General features: G+C 69.5%; 18 protein-coding genes. 15 read left to right on the top strand and 3 right to left on the bottom strand.

What is annotated here, in order from left to right; all coding sequences use genetic code 11:
• Positions 1-187: 187 nt before the first annotated feature.
• The 3 genes from ACFY0T_RS02540 to ACFY0T_RS02530 form a co-directional block, all read right to left on the bottom strand.
• Entirely contained in the window at positions 188-727 is a 540-nt protein-coding gene (locus ACFY0T_RS02540) for a MarR family winged helix-turn-helix transcriptional regulator (RefSeq protein WP_388864052.1), read from the bottom strand.
• Between the two features lie 25 nt (positions 728-752).
• Entirely contained in the window at positions 753-2,288 is a 1,536-nt protein-coding gene (locus ACFY0T_RS02535) for a GMC family oxidoreductase (protein WP_388864050.1), read from the bottom strand.
• Between the two features lie 902 nt (positions 2,289-3,190).
• On the bottom strand, positions 3,191-5,968 hold the full coding sequence (locus ACFY0T_RS02530; protein WP_388864049.1) for an AAA family ATPase: 2,778 nt from the start codon (positions 5,966-5,968) through the stop codon (positions 3,191-3,193).
• 210 nt (positions 5,969-6,178) lie between these two features.
• Here ACFY0T_RS02530 and ACFY0T_RS02525 point away from each other — a divergent pair, with 210 nt between their 5' ends.
• From ACFY0T_RS02525 to ACFY0T_RS02455, 15 genes are all read left to right on the top strand, one after another.
• On the top strand, positions 6,179-6,922 hold the full coding sequence (locus ACFY0T_RS02525; protein ID WP_388864047.1) for a hypothetical protein: 744 nt from the start codon (positions 6,179-6,181) through the stop codon (positions 6,920-6,922).
• A gap of 104 nt (positions 6,923-7,026) precedes the next feature.
• A complete protein-coding gene (locus tag ACFY0T_RS02520) occupies positions 7,027-8,961 on the top strand; it encodes a S41 family peptidase (RefSeq protein WP_388864045.1) in 1,935 nt (644 codons plus the stop codon).
• 64 nt (positions 8,962-9,025) lie between these two features.
• Positions 9,026-9,745 carry a BTAD domain-containing putative transcriptional regulator gene (locus ACFY0T_RS02515; RefSeq protein WP_388864043.1) on the top strand — a complete coding sequence of 240 codons (720 nt, stop codon included), beginning with the start codon at positions 9,026-9,028 and terminating at the stop codon, positions 9,743-9,745.
• 133 nt (positions 9,746-9,878) lie between these two features.
• Positions 9,879-11,693: a phage tail sheath family protein gene (locus tag ACFY0T_RS02510; RefSeq protein WP_388864041.1), complete on the top strand. Its 1,815-nt coding sequence runs from the start codon at positions 9,879-9,881 to the stop codon at positions 11,691-11,693.
• 9 nt (positions 11,694-11,702) lie between these two features.
• A complete protein-coding gene (locus tag ACFY0T_RS02505) occupies positions 11,703-12,230 on the top strand; it encodes a phage tail protein (protein ID WP_388864039.1) in 528 nt (175 codons plus the stop codon).
• Positions 12,231-12,232: 2 nt separating this feature from the next.
• A complete protein-coding gene (locus ACFY0T_RS02500) occupies positions 12,233-12,979 on the top strand; it encodes a hypothetical protein (protein ID WP_388864037.1) in 747 nt (248 codons plus the stop codon).
• A gap of 878 nt (positions 12,980-13,857) precedes the next feature.
• Positions 13,858-14,064, top strand: a complete 207-nt coding sequence (locus ACFY0T_RS02495) for a hypothetical protein (protein ID WP_388864035.1) — start codon at positions 13,858-13,860, stop codon at positions 14,062-14,064.
• A complete protein-coding gene (locus ACFY0T_RS02490) occupies positions 14,061-15,284 on the top strand; it encodes a DUF4255 domain-containing protein (RefSeq protein WP_388864033.1) in 1,224 nt (407 codons plus the stop codon). The genes ACFY0T_RS02495 and ACFY0T_RS02490 overlap by 4 nt, the downstream gene beginning before the upstream one ends.
• The gene (locus tag ACFY0T_RS02485; protein WP_388864031.1) at positions 15,281-17,302 is read left to right on the top strand and encodes an ATP-binding protein; all 2,022 of its coding nucleotides are present in this window, start codon (positions 15,281-15,283) and stop codon (positions 17,300-17,302) included. Before ACFY0T_RS02490 ends, ACFY0T_RS02485 begins: the two co-directional genes overlap by 4 nt.
• Positions 17,299-17,562 (top strand): hypothetical protein, encoded by a 264-nt coding sequence (locus tag ACFY0T_RS02480; RefSeq protein WP_388864029.1) that lies wholly within the window; start codon positions 17,299-17,301, stop codon positions 17,560-17,562. The genes ACFY0T_RS02485 and ACFY0T_RS02480 overlap by 4 nt, the downstream gene beginning before the upstream one ends.
• Positions 17,563-17,732: 170 nt before the next feature.
• Positions 17,733-18,689, top strand: coding sequence for a polysaccharide deacetylase family protein (locus ACFY0T_RS02475; RefSeq protein ID WP_388864027.1), 957 nt, complete (start codon positions 17,733-17,735; stop codon positions 18,687-18,689).
• A gap of 74 nt (positions 18,690-18,763) precedes the next feature.
• Complete coding sequence (locus tag ACFY0T_RS02470; protein WP_388864025.1) at positions 18,764-19,420, top strand: hypothetical protein; 657 nt, start codon at positions 18,764-18,766, stop codon at positions 19,418-19,420.
• The gene (locus ACFY0T_RS02465) at positions 19,420-19,719 is read left to right on the top strand and encodes a LysM domain-containing protein (RefSeq protein WP_388864023.1); all 300 of its coding nucleotides are present in this window, start codon (positions 19,420-19,422) and stop codon (positions 19,717-19,719) included. The genes ACFY0T_RS02470 and ACFY0T_RS02465 overlap by 1 nt, the downstream gene beginning before the upstream one ends.
• Positions 19,719-20,831 (top strand): hypothetical protein, encoded by a 1,113-nt coding sequence (locus tag ACFY0T_RS02460; RefSeq protein ID WP_388864021.1) that lies wholly within the window; start codon positions 19,719-19,721, stop codon positions 20,829-20,831. Before ACFY0T_RS02465 ends, ACFY0T_RS02460 begins: the two co-directional genes overlap by 1 nt.
• Positions 20,828-21,334: a phage baseplate assembly protein V gene (locus tag ACFY0T_RS02455; RefSeq protein WP_388864019.1), complete on the top strand. Its 507-nt coding sequence runs from the start codon at positions 20,828-20,830 to the stop codon at positions 21,332-21,334. The genes ACFY0T_RS02460 and ACFY0T_RS02455 overlap by 4 nt, the downstream gene beginning before the upstream one ends.
• Positions 21,335-21,412: the final 78 nt, after the last annotated feature.

The raw sequence follows: 21,412 nt of genomic DNA, 5'->3' as shown, positions 1-21,412 counted from the left end.
CAAACGTCACCAAGCACTGTCTAGGTGTACGTGCCGCGTATACCGTCGCTCGGCTTCCCGGTGGCGGAGCACACGCCGAGCGGGCATGCGCACGGATGACCGACCGGGTGACGCCGTCACGGCGCGCTCGGTCGGCCCCCGCCGGGACCGTGTGCTCCACTTCGGAGCGCTTCGCCCAGGTCCTGATTCAGCGACGCCAAGGCAGGTCCGCGCCTGCCTCGTTCGGCTCCAGCCCGGCGGCGATGAGTCGCATGATGTCGCCCAGGGACTGCAGCTGCTGTTCGGTCAGGCGATCGAACAGTGCTTGTCGCAAGGTAGCGGCGTGACCGGGTGCCGTGCGCCCCAACACCGTTTGGCCCTCGTGAGTAAGCACGGCGAACTGCCCCCGCCCGTCGGAGGAGCAGCTCTCACGTCGAACGAAACCACTCTTCTCCAACCGGGCGATCGCATGGGTGATGCGCGAACGGGAGATCTTGGCTTCGATGGCCAGTTCGGTCATGCGCAGTCGGCGACGCGGAGCCTCCGAGAGCAGTACGAGAAGGCCGTAATAGAGGTGAGGCATCCCTGCCGCCTTCTGCAGGTGCCGGTCGAGGAGGTCGTCGAACAATGCGGTCGCCTGCAGATAGCAACGCCAGACGCGCTGCTCGTCGGCTGACAGCCAACGGGTGTCGTCCGTCGGTGCTGCCGTCTGAGTCGCTTTCGCTGCTGCCCCATCGATGATTTTCATGAATTCCCTTGGTCCATGCGGCAGGTCAGTGCGACCGCAGCAGATCCGCTGCCCGCTCGGCGATCGCGTAGACCGTGGCATTGGTGTTCGCCGACACGATGGACGGCATGACCGATGCGTCAGCCACGCGAAGGCCCTGCACACCCCGCACACGCAGGTCGGAATCGACGACGGCGCCTTCGTCGGACCCCATGCGGCAAGTGCCTGTGTAGTGACCGTAGGAGCGGAGGTTCCTGCGCAGATAGGCCCGCAGATGCTCGTCGTCCTGGACGCCCGGACCTGGCTGGACCTCCGCGCCGCGCCAGTCGGCCAACGCGGTAGTTTCACCCACCGTTCGGGCCGCGCGCAGGCCGTAAACCATGGCGTCGAGGTCGCGCGCGTCCGCGTAGTACTGCGGGTCGATGAGGGGCGCCTTGCCGGGCGTGGCGTCGGCGAGCCGCACGGTGCCCCGGCTATGAGGGGTCATCAGCGCGACCATGACCGTGTATCCGTGCCCGATGTCGGGCCCGGGCAGGCTGTCTTCCCGCAGGGGAACGTCCACCATCTGCAGCTGCACGTCGGGCCCGCTGAGCTGCGCATCGGTGCGGATCAGCCCCTGGACCTCACCGTGGTTGTTCACGGCCGGCGGTACCGGACGCGCGGACAGGTAGACGATTCCCGACATGGGGTGGTCCTGGAGGTTGGCTCCCACATCGGCCAGGTTCACCAGGGGAGTGATCCCGAACCGGCGCACGTGATCCTCCGGACCGATGCCTGAGAGCATCAGCAGTTGTGGGCTGCCCACTGCACCGGCGGTCAGCACGACCTCCCGTTCACTACGCGCCCTCACCAGCCGACCGTCGACACGGTACTCGACCCCGGTACACCGCTCGACTTCGAAAGTCACCCGTTGAACGAGTGCGTCCGTCACCACCCGCAGGTTGGGCCGGTTCATCACAGGCCTCAGATACGCCGTGGCCGCGTCCAGTCGCCTGCCGTCGGCGATGCTCAGATCTCCCCAGCCGAACGCCTCTTCCAGCCCGCTGGTGAAGTCCCGGGCCTCCGAGTAGCCCGCCTGGAGGGCCGCGTCGAGAAAGGCCTCGGCGAGGGGATGGCGCTCGGCTGCCGGCCCCACACGCATGGGCCCCTGCACACCCCGGAACAGCGGGTCACGACCGGCCACTCCGGTGAGATTCTCACTGCGCTTGAAATAGGGCAGGAGGTCGTCGTACGACCATCCCGTCGCCCCCGCCGTCGCCCACGCGTCGTAGCTGGAGCGGTGACCACGCAGGAAACACATGGCGTTGATGGCCGAACTTCCCCGCAGACCCCGGCCCCGGGGCCACGGAACCACCATTCCATCCGCGCTGGACTGGGGCACGGTTACGTCGGCCCAGTCGGCGTCCGTGCCCTGCAGGGCGGGCCAGGCCGGCGGCACAGCCATGAGATCGAGCGGGTCGCGGCCGCCGGCCTCGAGGAGCAGTACCCGGACCTCAGGGTCCTCGGACAGTCGCGTGGCCAGTACGCACCCTGCCGATCCTGCACCGACCACGACGTAATCGAAACATGTGTCTGTCTTCATCAGTCAACCTTATTTCGCGGGAAGAAGCGGCAAGTCTATGCATGTGACTCAACATGTGGCTGCACGCACATGACATCAGAGTCAGTACTGTTGAGCCTGCTGACTTGTGGAGTCAATATTGGACTCACTCCAGCCGTGCCGACCGGGGTGACATGATGCTGTGGCCTGAACTGCCTGCGTCCGAATCGGCGGTCGTGCCAGAGCCGGGCTAATGTGACGGAGGGGAACAATGCGCCTCGTCTCGCCGCGAGGCACGCCCCGAGTTCGCCGTTGACACCGAGAACCCAGCCAGCCAACTGGGCAGTGACATACGGCAGAGTATTCGTGGCCGGGCAGACACCTGTGAGCCAGGCGCGGGTAGTAACGGCAGGATCCATGCCTGGCTCGGACATCAGCACCGAGTGGTGGGATGTGATGACTACGACGCGTCCGCCGAGCACGTGCGGTTCCTCGCGGCCGGCGGTTGCGACGGGGGGCGCCCAACGGTTCGCTGGGCGAGTACCAGACGCTGACACCGGGCCCGGGGGGATGGATGCCAACCCCCTCGACTTCCTGGCCCGGCGTAGGCCTGAGTTCACAGACTCCTTTACTCGGCCGAGTGCGCTGAACACTGACCTCGAAGAACGCCCCGTCGCACGCCGCTCAGTGACTACCCAACTGGGGGCCATGGGGGCGTGGTGTTCCCGATCGGCGCAGCCCACGGGCGAGGGCGACCGCATCGGGGAAGTCCCTACGATTCCTGCTCCACTGGGGCAAGGCGTCGCCGGTGAGGAGGAGGCGCAGGACACGAGCAGTGTGCGAACCTCGCCGTCCGCGTCCTGACGCTGGTACTCGCACGGATCCTTTCGAGGTCGCGCACACCGCTCCGCGACGCTCGGTCGAAGCGTTCCGCGCGTATCGCTTCAGTCGACGACGCCTGCCTGGGTCAGATAGCGGGCCAGGTCGGAGCGCGAACGGATGCCGAGCTTACGGTAGATGCGGGTGAGGTGGGCCTCCACCGTCTTGCGGGACACGAACAGGGCCGTGGCGGCCTCGACGTTGCTGAGGCCTTCCCCGACCGCGCGGGCCACCTGAAGTTCCTGAGCCGTCAGGACGTCCACCTGCGGGGGCCTGGCGGCGCTCGGTGCGGGGCGCTGGCCGGCCGCGGCGAGTTCCGCCGCGGCCCGGGTTGCCCAGGGGGAAGCGCCCAGCGCGGTGAAGGCTCGCAGGGCGGTGTGGAGGGGTTCACGGGCTGCGGCTGGACGCCTCAGACGGCGCAACGTCTCCCCGCACACCAGCCGCGTGCGGGCGAGTTCATACGTCATCGCGCGCCGGGCGTGCGCCCGTTCCGCCTCGGCCAGCCATTCCTGCACCGCGTCGGCGGACTCGGCGAGCATGGCCCGGCACCGGGCGTGTGCCGCGGCCGGCCAGGCCAGGCCCGTGGACTGCGCGCGTTCACGCAGCCAGAGGGCGATCTCCATGGCCCGCTCCTGGTTCCCCGTGCGGCTGTGCGCCTCCGCCAGGTCGGCGACGAACGGCATCAGGTTGGGGTTGCCCAGCCCCATGTCCGCCGCCATCGTGAACGCCCGCTCCAGATGTGTCCGGCACGGTCCGGGGTCCCCGGCGGCAAGGGCCGCTGAGCCCAACGCCGACTGGGCGAAGACCTCCAGGCCGGGGATGCCCTCGCCGCAGTGTTCCCCGAAGTACGCGATCCGTTCCTCGCAGGCGGCCCGGTCGCCCCGCAGCCCCTCCAGCCGCGCAAGCGACGTCAGCGCGTATCCGATCATCGCCTTGTGGCCGAACTCCTGCCCCCAGCGCAGCGCTTCGGTTCCGTCCGCGCGGGCCGCCGCCCAGCGGTTCCACGACTCCAGCTCGCAGCGACCCACCAGGGCGAAGGGCAGCAGGGCCGGGACGCCGTCGCGCCGGGCCCTGTCGATCACCGTGCCGAACACCTCGCGCGCCGCGTCCTCTTCGTCCACCCAGGAGAGTGCCTGTCCGATCAGCACCGCCAACTGCCGCTCCTCCAGGGCCCAGTCGCCGTGCAGGGTGGCCCTGCTCTCGAGCAGCAGCAGGCGGCTCTCCCGTATGTGCCCAGCCAGCGCGCGCACATTGCCCTGCATCACCCTGCCCAGCTGCAGCTCCGGCGCGGTGCCCAGCGCGTCGGCCAGATCATCGCAGCGTTCCGCGCTGTCGGCCGCCCGGCCGATGTGGCCGCCCATCGCCGCCGGCATGACGGCCGCGCCGTACAGCGCGCAGGCCCGCGCTGGGTCCACCCGTTCGGCGGCGGCCGCCGCCGCGACCAGCAGCCGGTGCGCTCCGGCCTGATCGCCGGCCCAGCTGCGCGTCTGACCGCGCAGCAGTTCGATGTCGGCGGTCAGGGCCGGCTCGACGCTGTATCGCAACGCCTGTTCGCACCACTCGACGGCGTCGGCCGTGGCACCGTTGTAGAAGGCGTCCCGGGCGGCGTTGAGCAGGCGTACGGTCTTGTCCGGCGCGGCCGGGGACAGCTCGGCCGCCCGATGCCACGCCCTCGCCGAGGCGCCGAACGCCCCGCGCCGCCGTGCCTGCCCAGCCTCCGCCGCGAGTGCCGCGGCCACCGTCTCGTCCGGTCCGGCCGCCGCGCTGGCGAGGTACCACGTACGGAGTTCGCCCGACGACAGATCCGCGAGGACTCGGTAGGCGCGCTGACGCTGGGCAACCGGGCAGTGTGCCAGCACCAGAGGACGCAGCACCGGATGCCGTAGCTCATAGGCCCCGTTCCCGGCGCGGACCAGACCCGCCTCCTCGGCCGCCTCCAGCGCGCCCAGCGACAGGCCGACGGCATCCAGTGCCCGCTCCAGCACGGCGAACTCCGGGGAGCGGCACATCGCGACGTACACCAGCGCGTCGCGGGTCCCCCGGGGCAGCGCCCGCATCCGCCCCCGCCAGGCCCGCTCCACCAGCGGCCCGGGGGTCTGCCACCCCTGCTCGTCCAGGTCGCCGCCGTGCGCCCGGGCCTGCGCCAGTGCGTCTGCGTACTCCACCAGGACCAGCGGATTCCCCATGCTCAGCGGGACCAGCCGAGCCGCCGCGGGCTCCGCGGGATCCAGTCCGCGCTGTCGCAGCAACTGCCGGCACTCCGCGCCGTCCAGCGGGGCGAGCACCACCTGCGGTACGCCTTCCCAGGCACCGTCCTCGCCGGGCTCGGTCCGCACCGCCATCACCAGAGCCACCCGCTCGGTGCCCAGGCGCCGCGCGACGAACTGCAGCACGCGCCGCGACGACGGGTCCACCCAGTGCAGGTCGTCGACCAGCACCACCAGCGGCTCGGTCTCACCCGCCGCCGCCAGCACCCCCAGCGCCCCGGCACATACGGCGTACGGACTCGGGTCGGCGATGTCCGCCAGGGCCAGGCAGCCCTCCAGCGCCCTGCGCTGGGCCGTCGGCACCTCGGCGAAGTACTTGCGGATCGGCAGCAGCAGATCGGCCAGGACGGTGTACGGAAGGACGGCTTCCGACTCCACTCCTCTGGTCTGCAGCACGTGGGTTCCGGCGCGCTGAACGACGTAGTCGAGCAACGTGCTCTTCCCGATCCCCGGCTCGCCGCGCAGCAGCAGCGCCGCGCCCCGGTCGGGCAGCGAGTCGAGCAACCCGTCCAGCAGCCCGCACTCGCGGCCCCGGCCGACGGGCGTTTCCCCGCTCCGTAACATCCGCTCGTCCATGACGCCCCCGTGCCCCCGAGCAGCGACGTGTCCTGTTGCCGCACCACCAGAGTGCCCCCCTTCGGATGATCCCGGAGGGTGCTTTTCGTATAACCGAGGATTCCTGTCGGTCCGTCATATTCTTGTGGGACATGGGGAGTTCCCTGATGCGACGCGTCCCGTCCTGCGATGGGCTGGCGAGGGGACAGCGCTCTCCTCAGGAGGCATGGAGTGGTTGGTCGTGACCGGCTCGATGCTGTCGTGGTCCGGGTGACGTTGTCGCCGGGCCAGGCCCTTGCCGCGGGAGTGTGGGACCGCGACACGGGGGAGGAGCGCACGTGCCGCGTGTGGTTCTGCGAGCGGGCCGACGCGTCCCCCGACCGCCTGCCCCTGCTGGAAGCCGGGGTGATTCTGCGCCTGCGCGAGACTCTGCACCGGCGGGACGACACCGCCGCCCAGCTGTGTCCGTGCCGGAGGTCCCGTATCGCCGGGCAGCGGCCCACACGCGTCGAAGGGGAGTGGCGGGGCGAGCGCCGTGAGCTTTCCGCCGTGCTGACCACCACGCACCGTGAACACACGGTCTCCGGTGTGCTCGCCCGGAAGGGGCCGCTGCACCGGCTGTTCACCGCCGCCCAGCGGTCCTTCCTCGACGAGTGCGCCGACTGCCCGGTGGACATCGACGCACTCACGGTCCTCGGGCCGGTCGCCGTCCGGCGCTGGCCCCGCCTTGCCTGGTCCGCCGCGGAACTGAACGTGGAGCGGTGGCAGGCCACCGCTCTGGCGGGCGGCTCCCTCGACTTCGTCGAACTCTCCCGCCGTGTCGACCGGCAGGGCGCCGAGATCGCCCAACTCGCCCTGGAAAGCGCGCTGCGCCGACGCGGGATCGACCCCCGGGAGGACGACGGGGCGGGCACGGACATCCGGCACGTCCTGGCCTTCCTCGCCCGCGGGCGGCGAGCTCCCCGGCAATCCTGACCCCGGCCCCGGAGCGGCACCGTAGGGCGTTCCCCGATACCGCCCGCCGCACCCGTGTGTTGCGCTGGGGACGGCAAGGGACATCGTGCGAAGGGGGCTCACTGATGAGCAGTTCAACGCCCGCGTGGGTGGCCAAGCAGCTGGGGGAGGCGCCGACGCTGTCCGACTTCCTGCGCACCGCCGGCACGCTGACGCTCGCGGAACGCCGGACACTGGTCCAGCAGGCGCTCGTACTCTTCGAGCAGAACTACGCGCACCTGCCGCTGAAGACGGCGATGCACGCCGTGAACCCGGTGCAGCGGCTGCGCCTGCTGCTCACCCGGCTGAACCGGCAGTCCGAAGGGGCGACAGACCCGGAGTGGCGGTTCCACGCGGAGTTGTCGTCGATCTTCCACTCCGTGCGCGACCTGCACACCAACTACGTGCTGCCGCAGCCCTTCGCCGGAAAGATCGCCTACCTCCCCTTCCAGATCGAGGAGTACGCCGACGGACCGGATCGCAGGTACCTGGTCACCCGGGTGGTACGGGACTTCACCGCCCCCGGGTTCGGACCCGGCGTCGACGTCACGTACTGGAACGGCGTCCCGATCGACCGCGCAGTGGACCTGTGTGCCGACCGCTTCGCCGGGAGCAATCCGGCCGCCCGGCACTCGCGGGGGCTGCAGTCGCTCACCATCCGCCCGCTCGCCCTGCACCGCCCACCCGACGAGGAGTGGGTGACTCTCGGCTACACCGGGCGGGACGGGACGGCCCACGAACTGCGCGAGCGGTGGCTGGTGACCGAGAACCTGCCACCGTTCGTCAACGCGGACGATCTCGGCACCGCCGCGACCGCTCAGGGACTCGACCTGGGCGGCGACGAGATGAGCCGGGCGTCCAAACTCCTCTACGTACCGGAGGTGGTGGCGCTGGAGGAGGCCGGAGGGCCGGCGGACCTCACCACCGAGCGCGCCGCCGCCGGACAGGACATCCCCTCGACCCTTCCGGGGTTCTTCCGCGCCCGCGCGGTCGGGACGCCGTCGGGGACGTTCGGGCACATCCGTGTCTTCAGTTTCAACACCATGGACCCCGACGCCTTCGTCACCGAGTTCGTCCGGCTGCTCGGCCTGATCCCCCGGGCCGGGCTCATCCTGGACGTACGCGGCAACGGCGGCGGCCACATCCACGCGTCCGAGTTCCTGCTGCAGACGCTGACACCGCGCCGGGTCGTCCCCGAGCCGGTCCAGTTCATCAGCACGCCGCTCAATCTGCGGATCTGCCGACGGCACGCCACGAACCCGACCCGGCAGATCGACCTGGGTCCGTGGTTCGCCTCGCTGGAGCAGTCCGTGGAGACCGGCGCGACCTTCTCCGCCACCTTCCCGATCACCCCGGAGGCGGGGGCCAACGCCCTTGGCCAGCAGTACCACGGGCCCGTCGTGCTCGTCACCGACGCCCGCTGCTACTCGGCGACGGACATCTTCGCCGCCGGATTCCAGGACCACGGCATCGGCCCGGTCCTCGGCACCGACGACAACACCGGCGCCGGGGGCGCCAACGTCTGGACCCACGCGCTCCTCAAGTCACTCCTCGAAGCACCCGCCCCCGACCCCGGGCCGGACCCCGAATCCCCGTACCGGCCGCTGCCCGGCGGCGCGAACCTCCGCGTAGCCATCCGCCGCACCGTACGGGTCGGCGCACTCGCCGGCACCCCGGTCGAGGACCTCGGTGTCGTACCCGACTTCCGCCACCACCTCACCCGCACCGACCTTCTCCACGACAACGCCGACCTGGTCGCCCGCGCGGGAGAGCTGCTCGCGGGCCTGCCGTCGTACGTTCTGGACGCGGCGCTCGACGGGCAGAGCGGAGCGCTGGCCGTTCGTACGTCCGGCCTCGACCGTGTCGACGTCTTCGCCGACGACCGGCCGCGCCTCTCCGCGGACGTCGCCGACGGCGACACCACCCTCACCGTGACCCCGGCCCTCGCGCCGGCAGATCGCATCCGCGTCGACGGATACGCCGCCGGAGCGCTCGTCGCGTCCCGGAGCCTGCGGCCATGAGCCGGCCGTCGACGGCCGGCGCCGGCAGGCGGCACAAGGCCTCCGCCCCCTCGGTGGGGACGCGATGACCACTGCGGAACCGCTCCTCCGGCTGTGTCTGCTCGGCGGCTTCCGACTGGAGTACGGTGCCGCGGCCGTCGACGTCTGCGCCGGCGGCCGACGGCTCCTCGCCTATCTCGGACTCCACCGGCACGCTTCACGCAGCGTCCTCGCGGGCACCCTGTGGCCCGACGTCACGGAGGAGCGGGCCCACGGCAGTCTCCGTACGACCCTGTGGCGGCTGCACCGCGGGCGCCGCCCCCTCGTGCACAGCGACCAGGACACCCTCTCGCTCGCGGACGCGGTCAGCGTCGACGCCCACGCGTTCACCGAATCCGCCCTGCGCATCGTGAGAGTGCCGGGCTCCGGCGCGCACGGCGAGGAGTTGCCGCGCTATCTGCTCTACGACGGCGATCTGCTTCCCGGCTGGGACGAGGACTGGGTTCTCTTCGAACGGGAGCGTCTTCGACAGCTGCGGCTGCACGCCCTCGACGTCCTGGCCGCACAGCTCATCGCGCAGGGACGCCACGCGCTGGCCCTTGAGGCAGCCCTGGAAAGCGTACGCATCGAGCCGCTGCGCGAGAGCGCTCACCGAGCGGTCGTCGCCGTACATCTCGCGGAGAACAACGTGGTGGAGGCGATCCGCCACTACTGCGCGTTCTCCTGTCTGCTCCACGAGGAACTCGGGGTGGAACCGTCGGCCCACTTCACGTCCATGCTGCCCATACCGCTGAACGACCGTTGAAAGGCGAACCGGCGAAGAACGCCCGAGAGGCGGCCGACCGGCGTGACGGACGAGTGACGCTCGGGTGACACCGCCGCGGCAACGATGGCTGGCCATACGGACGTTCATGCCGCCGCTGTCAGGAGCCGACCGCATGCCCACCCCACTGTCCTATCCCGGTGTCTACATCGAGGAGATCCCGAGCGGCGTTCGCACCATCGTCGGGGTCGCCACATCGATCACCGCGTTCCTCGGCCGGGCCTTGCGCGGGCCGGTGAACAAACCCGTGATCCTCGGCAGCTTCAGCGAATTCGAACGGGAATTCGGTGGCCTGTGGGCCGGCAACAGCCTCGGCTACTCGGTGCGTGACTTCTTCCTCAACGGCGGCGGCCAAGCCGTCGTCGTACGAATCCACCGCGCGAAATCCGGCAGCGATGGCAGGGCCCGACTCGTCGTCGGCGGGCTCAAACTCGCCGCGAAATCACCCGGCGCCTGGGGAAGCGGACTTCGCGCGGAGGTCAGCGCGGTGGACGAGGAGGTCGCGCAGGCCGCGGCCGACGATCTCGGGGTGCCGAAGGAGGATCTGTTCAACCTGCGTGTCACCGAGACGAGCAGCGGCACCGACGAGATGTTCCGCAACGTCACCGTCAAACGCAGCCGACGGCGGATCGACGAGGTGCTGAAGGCCTCCTCGACGCTGGTGAGTTGGGACGGCGACTTCCCGGCGGATGCCCATTCCCTGCCCACCGTGAGCGCGGCTCTCGACACCGTCTCCGGCAAGCGGGCGACTCTGGCCGAAGCGGAGAAGAACCAGGGAGCGGCGGACACCAAGCTCGCGGCCGCCACCAAGAAGGTGGCAGCCGCGCAGAAAGCACTGGACGCGGCGAACGCCGAGACCCCCAAGGACCAAGGCAAGATCGACGCCGCTCAGTCGGCACTCGATGCGGCCAAGACCGAGGCCACCACCGCCAAGACCGAGGCGGACGCCGCCAAGACGGCTGCGGACACGGCCCGTACCGCGGTCACCGCAGCAGCGCAGGAGCAGGACGGCAACGACGGCGAGGCGCTGCAGCAAGGAGACTTCCTCCCGACGAAGGCCCGCGACAACAAGGCGGGACTGTTCGCACTCGAAGACACGGACCTGTTCAACCTCCTGTGCATCCCGCCGTACAAGGGCGACGACGTCGACCCGGATCTGATCGCCGAGGCAGCCCGGTACTGCGAGGAGCGGCGAGCGATGCTCCTCGTCGACCCGCCGAGCGCGTGGGTCGACCCGGCGAGCGCGATCACCGGCAAAGCCGCGATCGGCACGACCAGCAGGAACGCCGCGCTGTTCTTCCCACGGCTGGTCGAGCGCGACCCGCTGCGCGAGAACCGGCCGGCGGTGTTCGCGCCGTGCGGCGCGGTGGCCGGCGTCATGGCCAGAACCGATGTCGAACGGGGCGTGTGGAAGGCGCCCGCCGGCCTGGCCGCGACCGTCTCGGGCGTGGTCGGCCTCAGCGTGGCACTCACCGACTCCGAGAACGGCCGGCTCAACCTCCGGGGCATCAACTGCCTGCGGACGCTACCGAACGGGGCCCCTGCCACGGTGTGGGGCGCCCGCACCGTCCAGGGCGACGACCGCCTGGCATCGGAGTGGAAGTACATCCCGGTCCGCCGCCTCACGCTGTTCATCGAGGAGAGCCTCTTCCGGGGCACCCAGTGGGTGGTCTTCGAGCCCAACGACGAGCCGCTGTGGTCACAGATCCGTTTGAACGTCGGCGCGTTCATGCACGACCTGTTCCGTCAGGGCGCGTTCCAGGGCCAGACACCCAACGAGGCCTACCTGGTCAAGGTCGACAAGCAGACCACCACCCAGAGTGACATCAACCGGGGAATCGTCAACATCCTCGTGGGATTCGCGCCCCTCGTACCCGCCGAATTCGTGATCTTGAAGATCCAGCAGCTCGCCGGCCGGATCGAGACGTGAGGGGGAGCCATGGCCGAGTTCAGCGTCAACGTGAATCCCCAGCGCTTCGACCCGTACAAGAACTTCAAGTTCAGGGTCAAATGGGACGGTCAGTACGTCGCCGGAGTGAGCAGCGTCAGCGCCCTGCGCCGCACCACCGAGGTGGTGCGGCACCGCGAGGGCGGCGACCCCAGCAGCAGCCGCAAGTCGCCGGGACGTACCGAGTACGAGGCCGTGACCCTCAGGCGGGGGGTCACCCACGACGAGGCGTTCGCGCGGTGGGCGAACAAGGTCTGGAACTGGGGCTCTGGCCTCGGCGCGGAAGTGTCGCTCGCGGACTTCCGCAAGGACATCATCATCGAGATGTACAACGAGGCCGGGCAGTTGGCCATCGCGTACAAGGTGTACCGGTGCTGGCCGTCGGAGTACGAGTCCCTGCCGGACCTGGACGCCAACGCCAACGCCGTGGCCATCCAGCATCTGAAGCTGGAGAACGAAGGATGGGAGCGGGACTACGCCGTCACCGAACCCACCGAGCCCAGGTTCACGGAGCCCTGAGCATGACGGCGCTTCGGGAGATTCCGGCCGGCCGGCTGCTCGCGGCGTGGGACGAGGGCGTCACCAGGCCCCCGGTCGCGCGCCCGCTGGCTCTCCTCGCCGCCGCCACCGGCGACGGGGACGAGACGCTGGCCTCTCTCAGCCTGGGGCAGCGCGAGGCGGTGCTGCTCCGGCTGCGCGAGCAGATCTTCGGCGAGCGGATCACCGCCCTGGCAACATGCCCGGCCTGTTCGGAACGGGTGGAGGTGTGCCTGTCGGCGGCCGCCGTCCTGGGCGACTCGCCCGAGACCGCCATGGATCCTGCCGCTCTGACGCTGGAGATGAACGGATACCGCGTGGACTTCCGGCTTCCGGACAGCCGGGACGCGGCCGCCGCGGGCGACAGCCCCGACGTGGCAACGGCCCGCCAGGTGCTCCTCGACCGCTGCGTGACCGTCACGGACCGGGACGGTCGGCGCAGGACCGGAGCCGACGTACCGCCCGATGTCGTCGCGGCCGTCGTGGAGCGAATGGCGCAGCTCGATCCGCACGCGGACGTCGGGCTGGCCCTGACCTGTCCGACCTGCGCCAGGGGGTGGGACGCGCCGTTCGACGCCGGGGCGTTCCTGTGGAGCGAGGTCGAGACCTGGGCCCGGCGTACCCTGCGCCAGATTCATGAACTGGCCCTGGCGTACGGCTGGTCGGAGGCCGAGACCCTCGGCCTGAGCGAGCGGCGTCGGCAGGCGTACCTGGAGCTGGTCGGGTCATGACGGACTTTCTCCACAACCTCGCCGCGCGGATCATGAATCCGGAGCCCGTCCTGCGGCCGCGTGCGCCGGCCCTGTTCGAACTCGTCCCCGACGCGGTCCGGGAGCCCATTGCCCTGGTGGGCGCGGATGTCGTGACCCAGTCGGCGACCAGTGAGCAGGATCCCCGCGGGGCGGACCTGTCCGTGCCGAGCCACGGGCCCCGGATCGACTCCGCGTCGGCTGTCGACGGGTGGGACGGGACCCATGACGACGAGCGGTCCCCTTCGGAACCACCGGAAACAGCCCAAGGAGTGTCAACGGCGCCCGGGCCGTGTGGAGTTGGCATCGAGCCGTTGTCGGCTTCCGGTGCCGAGCCGTCGTCGGAATCCGGCGCCGCGGCGCTGACCGACTCCACTGCCGAACCGCTGCCGGACTTCGGCGGTGAGCGAGTGCGGCCGGTCGCGGGTCAACCCCCGGATCCGGTCCGCGCGCCATCGGTCGCGCCACGGCAGCGACGAGCGGCCACGGCGCGGTCCGTCCCGTCCGTGAATCGAGCGACAGTCGTCAGGACCGTTACATCGCCCGCAACTCGCGGGGCCGTTGCTCCGCCCGCAACCGACGCGCCGCCACAGACCACCGGATCAGATCTGGTGTCGGCCGCGCCGCCACGGACCACCGGATCAGACCCGGTGTCGGCCGACGCGCCGCTCGACCCCACCGATTCCGGCGCCGACACGCTCATTCCATCGCCGGAACGAGCTGTTCAGCACGCGGCATCGGCTCCGCGTACGCCTGCGATCCCGGGCCCGACGCACGACCGGACGGTTCGGCGAACCTCCCGTACGGTCACCGTCCCGGCCTCCGCCGTCCGGGGAGGTTCCTCCACACTGCCCGAGGCCGTGCAGCGCGTCGGCGCCACCGGCATGGGCAACGACGACATCGCCGAGGTGCCCCCCTCTCGGGACGTCCACGTGACCATCGGACGCGTAGAGGTGCGCGCGGTCCACGCCCCGGCCCCGGCACCGGCCGCCGAGGCGCGCCCGGCAGGCGCCCTGATGTCCCTCGCCGAGTACGTGCGCCAGCGCGCCGAGGGGGGCCGCACATGAGTACGTCGGAGGCCCTCGCCGCAGTGACGGAAACATTGCGCGTGTTCCTGTTCAACAACCTCGGCGGGCCCGACTGCACCGTAAAACCACCCGACCTGGCGCGTGGCGAGAACGTCGGCGATCAGATCAACGTGTTTCTGTACGGCATCGCGAGGAACGCCGCGTGGGCCAACATGGAGCCGCTCAACCATGCCAAACCGAACGAGTCCGGCCGTCCGCCACTCGCCCTGGACCTGTCCTACCTGATCACCGCTTACGGCAACGGCAACAGTGATGTCGCGGCCCAGCGGGCGCTCGGCCGCGCCATGAGCCTGCTGCACGACCATCCGGTGCTCGGGCGGGAGGAGATCAGGCTGGTCACGCCGGAGGCGCGACTGCATGAGCAGTTCGAACGGATCCGGATCAGCCACGAGCCGCTGGCGCTCGACGAGATGACCAAGCTATGGACGTCGTTCAACACCTTCTACCGACTCTCCACGACGTACACGGTGTCGGTCGTGCTGATCGACAGCGGGCTGCCGGTCCGCCCGCCGCTGCCGGTCCTCAGCCGTGGCGAGGCCGACTCAGGTCTCTCCGTGGGGGCCGAAACCCCGCTGTTCCCCGCGCTGGACAGACTGGAACTCAAGGAAGTCCGGAAGGGACTCGTCCAACCCAGCGCCCGGCTCGGCGACACGATCGTGCTGTTCGGCGGCGGCCTCGACGACGGAACAGTCCGGTTCACCACCGCAGCCTGGGACACTCCGGTCGTGCTCCAGCCCAGCGCCCGGAGCGCGTCCCGGATCGAGGTCGGCCTTCCACCCGACACCTCCGTCGCACGCCGCACCTGGCCGGCAGGCCTGTACACCGCGTCCGTGGCCGTACCGGTCGGCAGCCGCGCCCGGACGACCAACGAGCTGCCGTTCCCGCTGGCACCCCGGATTCTGGACATCGCGCCCAGAACGGCGATCCGAACCGGCGGCGCGGTCACGCTGACCATCACCTGCGGTCCTGAGGTACGTCGAGGCCAGCGGGTGTCCCTGCTCATCGGAGATCGCGAGGTGAGCGCCGAGCCGCTGCCCGCGGGGACCGACTCCACCGACATCCTTGTCTTCACCCTGGAGAACGCCGACCTGGGTACGTTCGTCCTCCGGCTCCAGGTCGACGGCGTCCGCAGCCTGGCCTATCGGACCGACACGCTGCCCCGGGCCTTCGACCCCGACCAGCAGGTGACGATCACATGAGCGGCGAACCGACCTGGGAGGACTCCAACAGCCGTTTCCTGTCGGCCGCGTTGGCATGGCTGCGCCTCCTCCTCGAGCGTCAGGCGCAAGGCCCGGAGGGCGAGTCGGAGAGGGATGTCCGCGTCGTGGAAATCGCCGAAGCCGCCGCAGCGATGGACAAGGCGGAGGCCGCGACCGACCCGGCACCGGCCTTGACCGTGCTGGCACACCGCCTTGGTCTGACCCGCTTCGAGCGCGACACGCTCCTGCTGTGCGCGGCGATGGAGCTGGACACGCGGATCGCCGCTCTGTGCGGCAGCGCCCACGGCGATCCCGCGCGGCCGTACCCGACGTTCGCGCTCGCTCTCGTCCTGTTCGACGATCCGGATTGGATCGCGGTAACGGCCGGGGGGTCACTGCGCCGGTGGGGGCTGGTGGAGCCCGTCCGCCAGGGAGCCGAGCCCCTGACTACCAGCCCGCTCCGCGCCGACGAGCGGATCGTCAGTTACCTGAAGGGCCTGAACCTCCTGGACGACCGTCTCGTACGGCTGCTCGATCCTGTGGAGCAGCCGGGTGCCGGCGCGGCTCTTCCGCCGTCCCAGCGCGCCGCGGTCGACGAGATCATCACTCAGGTCGTACGGGCCGATCGGCACGGGCCGCTGCCTGTGGTGCAGCTCATCGGGCCGGACGGGCCCAGCAAACGGCTCATCGCCCAGCACGCGGCCCACGAGCTCGGCCTGCGCCTGTGCCGACTTCAGGGGCGGCTGCTGCCCGGCAACCTCGCGGAGCTGGAGACACTCGGCCGGCTCTGGGAGCGGGAAAGCACGCTCCTGCCGCTCGCGCTGTTCCTGGACACCGGCGGGTTCGAACCGGCCTCTGGGGACGGTCAGTCGCTCTCGCTCGACCGGTTCCTGGCCTCGGCTACAGGGCTGTTGTTCCTCGACACGGCGGTGGGCGGGGCATCCGACGGACGACGCGCTCTGACCATCGAGGTGACGAAGCCGACCGCGACCGAGCAGCGGACCGAGTGGGCCGGCGCGCTGGCGACCCAGGCCGGTGGCGAACCGGACCTGCTCGCCGGGCAGTTCGACCTCAATCTCGACGACATCCGGCGCATCGCGGCCGACACCGACGCCGATGAGCGCGGCAGCCCCGCCGAGCACGCGGACCGGCTGTGGACCGCGTGTCTGCGGGTCACCAGGCCCCAACTCGACGCACTCGCCCAGCGGGTGGATCCGAAGGCGACGTGGAGCGACATCGTGCTGCCGCCGGAGGATCTCGATCTGCTGCGCAGGCTGGCCGGTCAGGCCGGCCGACGCAGCACCGTGTACGACACCTGGGGATTCCGGCAGATCATGAACCGGGGTTTCGGGATCACCGCGTTGTTCGCCGGGCCGAGCGGGGCCGGCAAGACGATGGCGGCCGAGGTGCTCGCCAACCATCTCCGGCTCAGCCTGTTCCGGGTCGATCTGTCGGCGATCGTCAGCAAGTACATCGGGGAGACCGAAAAGAATGTGCGGCTGGTCTTCGATCAGATGGAGGCCGGCGGGGCGTTGTTGCTCTTCGACGAGGCCGACGCCCTGTTCGGCAAGCGCACCGAGGTCAAGGACAGCCATGACCGGTACGCCAACATCGAGGTGAACTACCTGCTGCAGCGCATGGAGGCCTACCGCGGCCTGGCGATCCTCGCGACCAACGCGAAGAACGCGCTGGACACGGCCTTCGTGCGCCGGCTGCGTTTCATCATCGACTTCCCGTTCCCCGACGGCGTCCTGCGCGAGCGTATCTGGGCCCGGGCGTTCCCCGAGCGGACACCGCTCGCCGCCGACCTCGACCTCGACCGGCTCGCCAGGTTGAAGCTGAGCGGCGGAAGCATCCACAACGTCGCGCTCAACGCGGCCTTCGCCGCCGCCGAAGCCGGCTCCGCGGTGACCATGCCGCTGTTGCTGCAGGCCGCCCGCGCGGAGTTCCGCAAGCTCGAACTCCCCATCCGGGAAACAGACTTCCACTGGCCGACCTCGACCGAGAGGGTCGCATGAACGTCAGCGTGCACATCGAATGCCTCGTCCTGGACGGGTTCGACCTGTCGGCCGGACAACGCGGCGACCTGCGGACGAGTCTGAGGACCAGCCTTGCCGGGGCGTTCGCCGCCGCAGCCGATCCGCCGTACCGCGCCGGCGTGGTGGACACCCTGCCGGCGCCTGCCGTCCCCTTGGACCCCGGCCTGCCACCGCGGGCGCTGGGCGAAAGACTGGCGCAATCCCTTTGCACGGCCATCTCCCGGCCGGGACCGGCATGAACGGTATGCGTGCCGGCGCGCCGGACAGGGCGGCGGACCGGACGAGTTGCCTGAGTTGCCACGCCGAGTCCCCGCCGCTCGATTTACTCCGAACCGCGGATGAGTTTCCCAGTGGCCCGATCGGTGCCGAAGGGGCCGGAATCTTTGGGTGGGATCTCAGTCAGGTGCCCGTGAGCACGACGGATGCCGGTGTCCCGGCTGCCGCCGTGCTTCGTAGTGGCGGGGACTTGAAATCCAAAAAGGTGATCCGTATTGCCTGGACCTTCGACGACGGCCCGACCAGCCTCGTCACCGGACAGATGGAGAGGGCCCTCAAGGGCATCCCGGCGACCTGGTACATCATGCGAAACCAGATCGAATCCGGTAATCGCAAGAAGAATCTCGTCGAGCTGAAGAGGAAGCAGGATCTGGGGGGTGAGATAGCCATTCATTCGTTACATCCAACACGTTCGCACGTGTCATGGTTTCCCGGTAAAAGCCACTCCTCATACGAGGATGTCGGAAGTGCAGTGAACGACCTCAAGGATTTCTTGGCTCTTCTTCAGGGGGAGGGGATAAGGGTCAAATTCGTCCGATTTCCCGGCGGTCTGTACTCCGAGCTCATGGCTTACCTGTACAAGCTGGGCGTCGATGGCCAAGGGCAGAGGGACACAATTGCGAGGAACATCATCGCCGGTCGTCCGATACCTCGCGTCTCGAAAAAACTGGCGGAGGCCGAGCAGGTGAAGAAGGACTTCGAGTTCGTGAAGGCCAGCCTGAAGGAGCTGGGATTGCACGAATGGGGTGGATCAGGTCGCGGCGAACCGGAAATTGGAGTGCAGAGCTGGCAAGCTCAGTCCGACCCCGAGGAGGGAAAGCTGGACGACACTTTGACGGGCGAAAAGGGCAAGTTCACTACCATGGTCCCTCGTGTTGCGGAAGGCGGCGGACCAGGCTCTCTGGTAATCCTCGCCCACGACACCCGAACGCCGCATGAGAAGATCGCCCCCGGGGCAACCGCGCTCCGTGTCGCCAAAACGGCCCTGGACATCGCGGCGATGGAAAAGCAGGCACTGGAGCGCGGAGTGCGCATCGACTACTACCGGATGCGTGACCTCTTCGTTGAATTGCGGGGTGAGGAGCCGTGATCGCGATCCGCCGGAAGACGCTTTCGAGGAACCGCACGTTCCCGTCGAGTCGGAGCGAGGAGCCGGTGGTCTGAATGAGCGGTTTCCCCGGATCTCCGCGTCTGCTGAAGGCGGCCTTGGTCGGCATGGACCGGAACAACCCGCTGGCCAGCGTCATCGCCTTCCAGTACAACCCGGACTCACTCACCCGGCGCCTTGAGGCGCGCGCGACCGGTGGTGGTGAGGGAACCGCGCGCTCGGAGGCATTCCGGCTCAACGGACCGGCGCGGGAGACCTTCTCGCTGAGCGCGGAGATCGACGCCACGGATCTGCTGGAGCGGGGAGACCCCAGGGCGGCGCGCCTGGGTATCTACCCGGCCCTGTCGGCGCTGGAGATGCTGCTGTACCCGAAGAGCCGAACCGTGCTGAAGAATCTCGCGCTGGCCGAGGCCGGCACCCTGGAGATCCTGCCGCCCGAAGCTCCCATGACGCTGTTCGTGTGGGGTCCCAAACGCATCCTTCCCGTACGGCTGACCGGCCTCAGCATCACGGAGGAGTCGTTCGACACGCGGCTCAACCCGATCCGCGCCAAGGTCGACCTGAGTCTGCTGGTGCTCAGCTATGCCGACCTGGACCCCGATCACCCCGGACACAGCCTGTTCCTGGCCCACCAGGTCGTCAAGGAGCTGATGGCGACCGCCCACGCGGCGACCGCCGTAGAGAGCCTCGGCACTTCCTTGGGGGTGCCGTAATGGACCGTGTCTTCCCTCCCGGCAGCCGGTACGCGACGACCGGGACGGCGACGCTCACCGACACCTCGGGGCGTGAGGTCGTGTACCTTCGCCGCCGCTTCCTTCCTCCTGCCGCGGGCGCGACGGTGCTGGCGGAGCACCCGGTGGTCGCCGGTGACCGCCTCGACAACGTGACGGCCCGATATCTCGGCGACCCTGAACAGTTCTGGCGGATCTGTGACGCCAACGCGGCGATGAACCCCGCAGACCTCGTCGAGATCGGCCGGCGACTCGTCGTCCTCCTGCCCGAGGAGGGATGATGCCCGACGGCGCACTGCAGATGACGCTGCTGCTCGGCGCGACGACGCCGACCCCGGCACCGGTCAGGTTCGTGGACGCCCTGATCAGCGCCGAAGTGCAGAGCTCGTACATCGGCGCCGACGCCTTCCAGGTGACGTTCGCCCTCGCCAAGGACAGCCTGATCGACTACAGCCTGTTGCGCGACGAGCTCCTCATGCCGCCCAACCGCCTCTGCCTGGTGGTGCGTTTCGGGGTCCGGCCAGAGGTACTGGTCGACGGAATGATCACTCATCACCAGGTCCAGCCCAGCAACCGTCCCGGTGACACGGTGCTGGTGGTCAGCGGCGACGACATCTCCACGCGACTCGCGCTCGCGGACCGGACGACGTCGTACCCCGAACGCACCGACTCCGACATCGTCACCGAGGTGCTGCGGCGGTACCTGACGCTCGGTCTGAGAACGGACATCGAGAGGACGACGTCCAAGCCCGGAAAGAACGACCCGCACCGCGTGCAGACCGGCACGGACCTGGAGTTCATCCGCGGGCTGGCCCGGGCCAACGGCTTCGTGTTCTCCATCGACCCGACGGCGACCCCGGGCACGAGCACGGCGTACTGGGGACCGGAGGACCGCCGCACCAGGCAGGATCCACAACTCACCATGAACATGGGCGCGGCGACGAACGTCGACCGCCCGATCACCTTCAGCTTCAACGCGATGCGCCCGGTGAAGCCGGTACTCTCGGCGGTCCGGTCGCCGGAGTCGTCGGCTCCCGTGCAGGCACCGGACCTGCCCGGTCCGCGGCTCGTCCGGCGGCCGACCGAGCCGCTGCGCACCGTGGGCCTGTACGACACCGGCGGGCTGACCCTCGAAGAGGCGAAACTGCGCGCGCTCGAGGCGAGGGTGGAGTCCGCCGACGCGGTGACCGCCATCGGGCAGCTCGACACCGCACGGTACGGAACGCTGCTCCGGGCCGGCCGACGGGTCACCGTACGAGGTGTCGGCGCCAGCTACAACGGCGACTATCTGATCCGGCGGGTCACCAGCGAACTGCGCCGCGGGACGGCGACCCAGCACTTCGTACTCGGCCGCGAGGGCCTGGGTGCCCTGGGGGGCGGTGGTTCGCGATGACGAGCGGATCGAACGGGAATCTCTGGTTCGGCAAGTTCCGGGCGATCGTCACCGAGAACGAGGATCCGGAGGGGATCGGACGCATCAAAGCGAAGGTGCAGCAGTTCGACGACAAGGATCAGGATCTGATCTGGGCGCTGCCCGCACTCCCCTTCGCCGGTCCACAGGTCGGCCTGTACCTGATCCCGCCGAAGAAGGCCTGGGTGTGGATCGAATACGAGGGCGGAGACCGCCAAAGACCCATCTGGACCGGCTGCTTCTGGACCAACCTGCCGACCGTCGACCCGACCAGGCTGCCCGGCGCGAAGCCGCACATCAAGGTGCTCAAGACGAAGAACTGCACCATCACCATCAACGACGACAACGGCGCGGTGTCCGTCGAGACCAAGGACGGCCGGCTCTCCATCACCTCCCAGGCGGTCGAGCTGACCAACGGCACGGCGACGGTGAAGCTGTCCGGCAAGACCGTCTCCCTCAACGGAAACGCCCTGGAGGTGACGTGATGCCCGAAGTACTCCACGTGAACGCTGCCGCGCAGTGTTCCCACGGAGCGCCGGCCACTCGCCTCAACGGGAGCACCA

This window comes from Streptomyces sp. NPDC001530 (assembly GCF_042894545.1).
Classification (GTDB): Bacteria; Actinomycetota; Actinomycetes; order Streptomycetales; family Streptomycetaceae; genus Streptomyces.
This window is presented reverse-complemented; position numbering and strand designations above follow the sequence as displayed.

What these genes read in the sequence shown, in the direction of transcription:
- ACFY0T_RS02520 (WP_388864045.1), top strand. Translation starts at nt 7,027, where the DNA reads ATGAGCAGTTCAACGCCCGCGTGGGTGGCCAAGCAGCTGGGGGAGGCG.
- ACFY0T_RS02505 (WP_388864039.1), top strand. Translation starts at nt 11,703, where the DNA reads ATGGCCGAGTTCAGCGTCAACGTGAATCCCCAGCGCTTCGACCCGTAC.
- ACFY0T_RS02480 (WP_388864029.1), top strand. Translation starts at nt 17,299, where the DNA reads ATGAACGTCAGCGTGCACATCGAATGCCTCGTCCTGGACGGGTTCGAC.
- ACFY0T_RS02465 (WP_388864023.1), top strand. Translation starts at nt 19,420, where the DNA reads ATGGACCGTGTCTTCCCTCCCGGCAGCCGGTACGCGACGACCGGGACG.
- ACFY0T_RS02530 (WP_388864049.1), bottom strand. Translation starts at nt 5,968, where the DNA reads ATGGACGAGCGGATGTTACGGAGCGGGGAAACGCCCGTCGGCCGGGGC.
- ACFY0T_RS02500 (WP_388864037.1), top strand. Translation starts at nt 12,233, where the DNA reads ATGACGGCGCTTCGGGAGATTCCGGCCGGCCGGCTGCTCGCGGCGTGG.
- ACFY0T_RS02455 (WP_388864019.1), top strand. Translation starts at nt 20,828, where the DNA reads ATGACGAGCGGATCGAACGGGAATCTCTGGTTCGGCAAGTTCCGGGCG.
- ACFY0T_RS02515 (WP_388864043.1), top strand. Translation starts at nt 9,026, where the DNA reads ATGACCACTGCGGAACCGCTCCTCCGGCTGTGTCTGCTCGGCGGCTTC.
- ACFY0T_RS02470 (WP_388864025.1), top strand. Translation starts at nt 18,764, where the DNA reads ATGAGCGGTTTCCCCGGATCTCCGCGTCTGCTGAAGGCGGCCTTGGTC.
- ACFY0T_RS02510 (WP_388864041.1), top strand. Translation starts at nt 9,879, where the DNA reads ATGCCCACCCCACTGTCCTATCCCGGTGTCTACATCGAGGAGATCCCG.
- ACFY0T_RS02535 (WP_388864050.1), bottom strand. Translation starts at nt 2,288, where the DNA reads ATGAAGACAGACACATGTTTCGATTACGTCGTGGTCGGTGCAGGATCG.
- ACFY0T_RS02490 (WP_388864033.1), top strand. Translation starts at nt 14,061, where the DNA reads ATGAGTACGTCGGAGGCCCTCGCCGCAGTGACGGAAACATTGCGCGTG.
- ACFY0T_RS02460 (WP_388864021.1), top strand. Translation starts at nt 19,719, where the DNA reads ATGCCCGACGGCGCACTGCAGATGACGCTGCTGCTCGGCGCGACGACG.
- ACFY0T_RS02540 (WP_388864052.1), bottom strand. Translation starts at nt 727, where the DNA reads ATGAAAATCATCGATGGGGCAGCAGCGAAAGCGACTCAGACGGCAGCA.
- ACFY0T_RS02485 (WP_388864031.1), top strand. Translation starts at nt 15,281, where the DNA reads ATGAGCGGCGAACCGACCTGGGAGGACTCCAACAGCCGTTTCCTGTCG.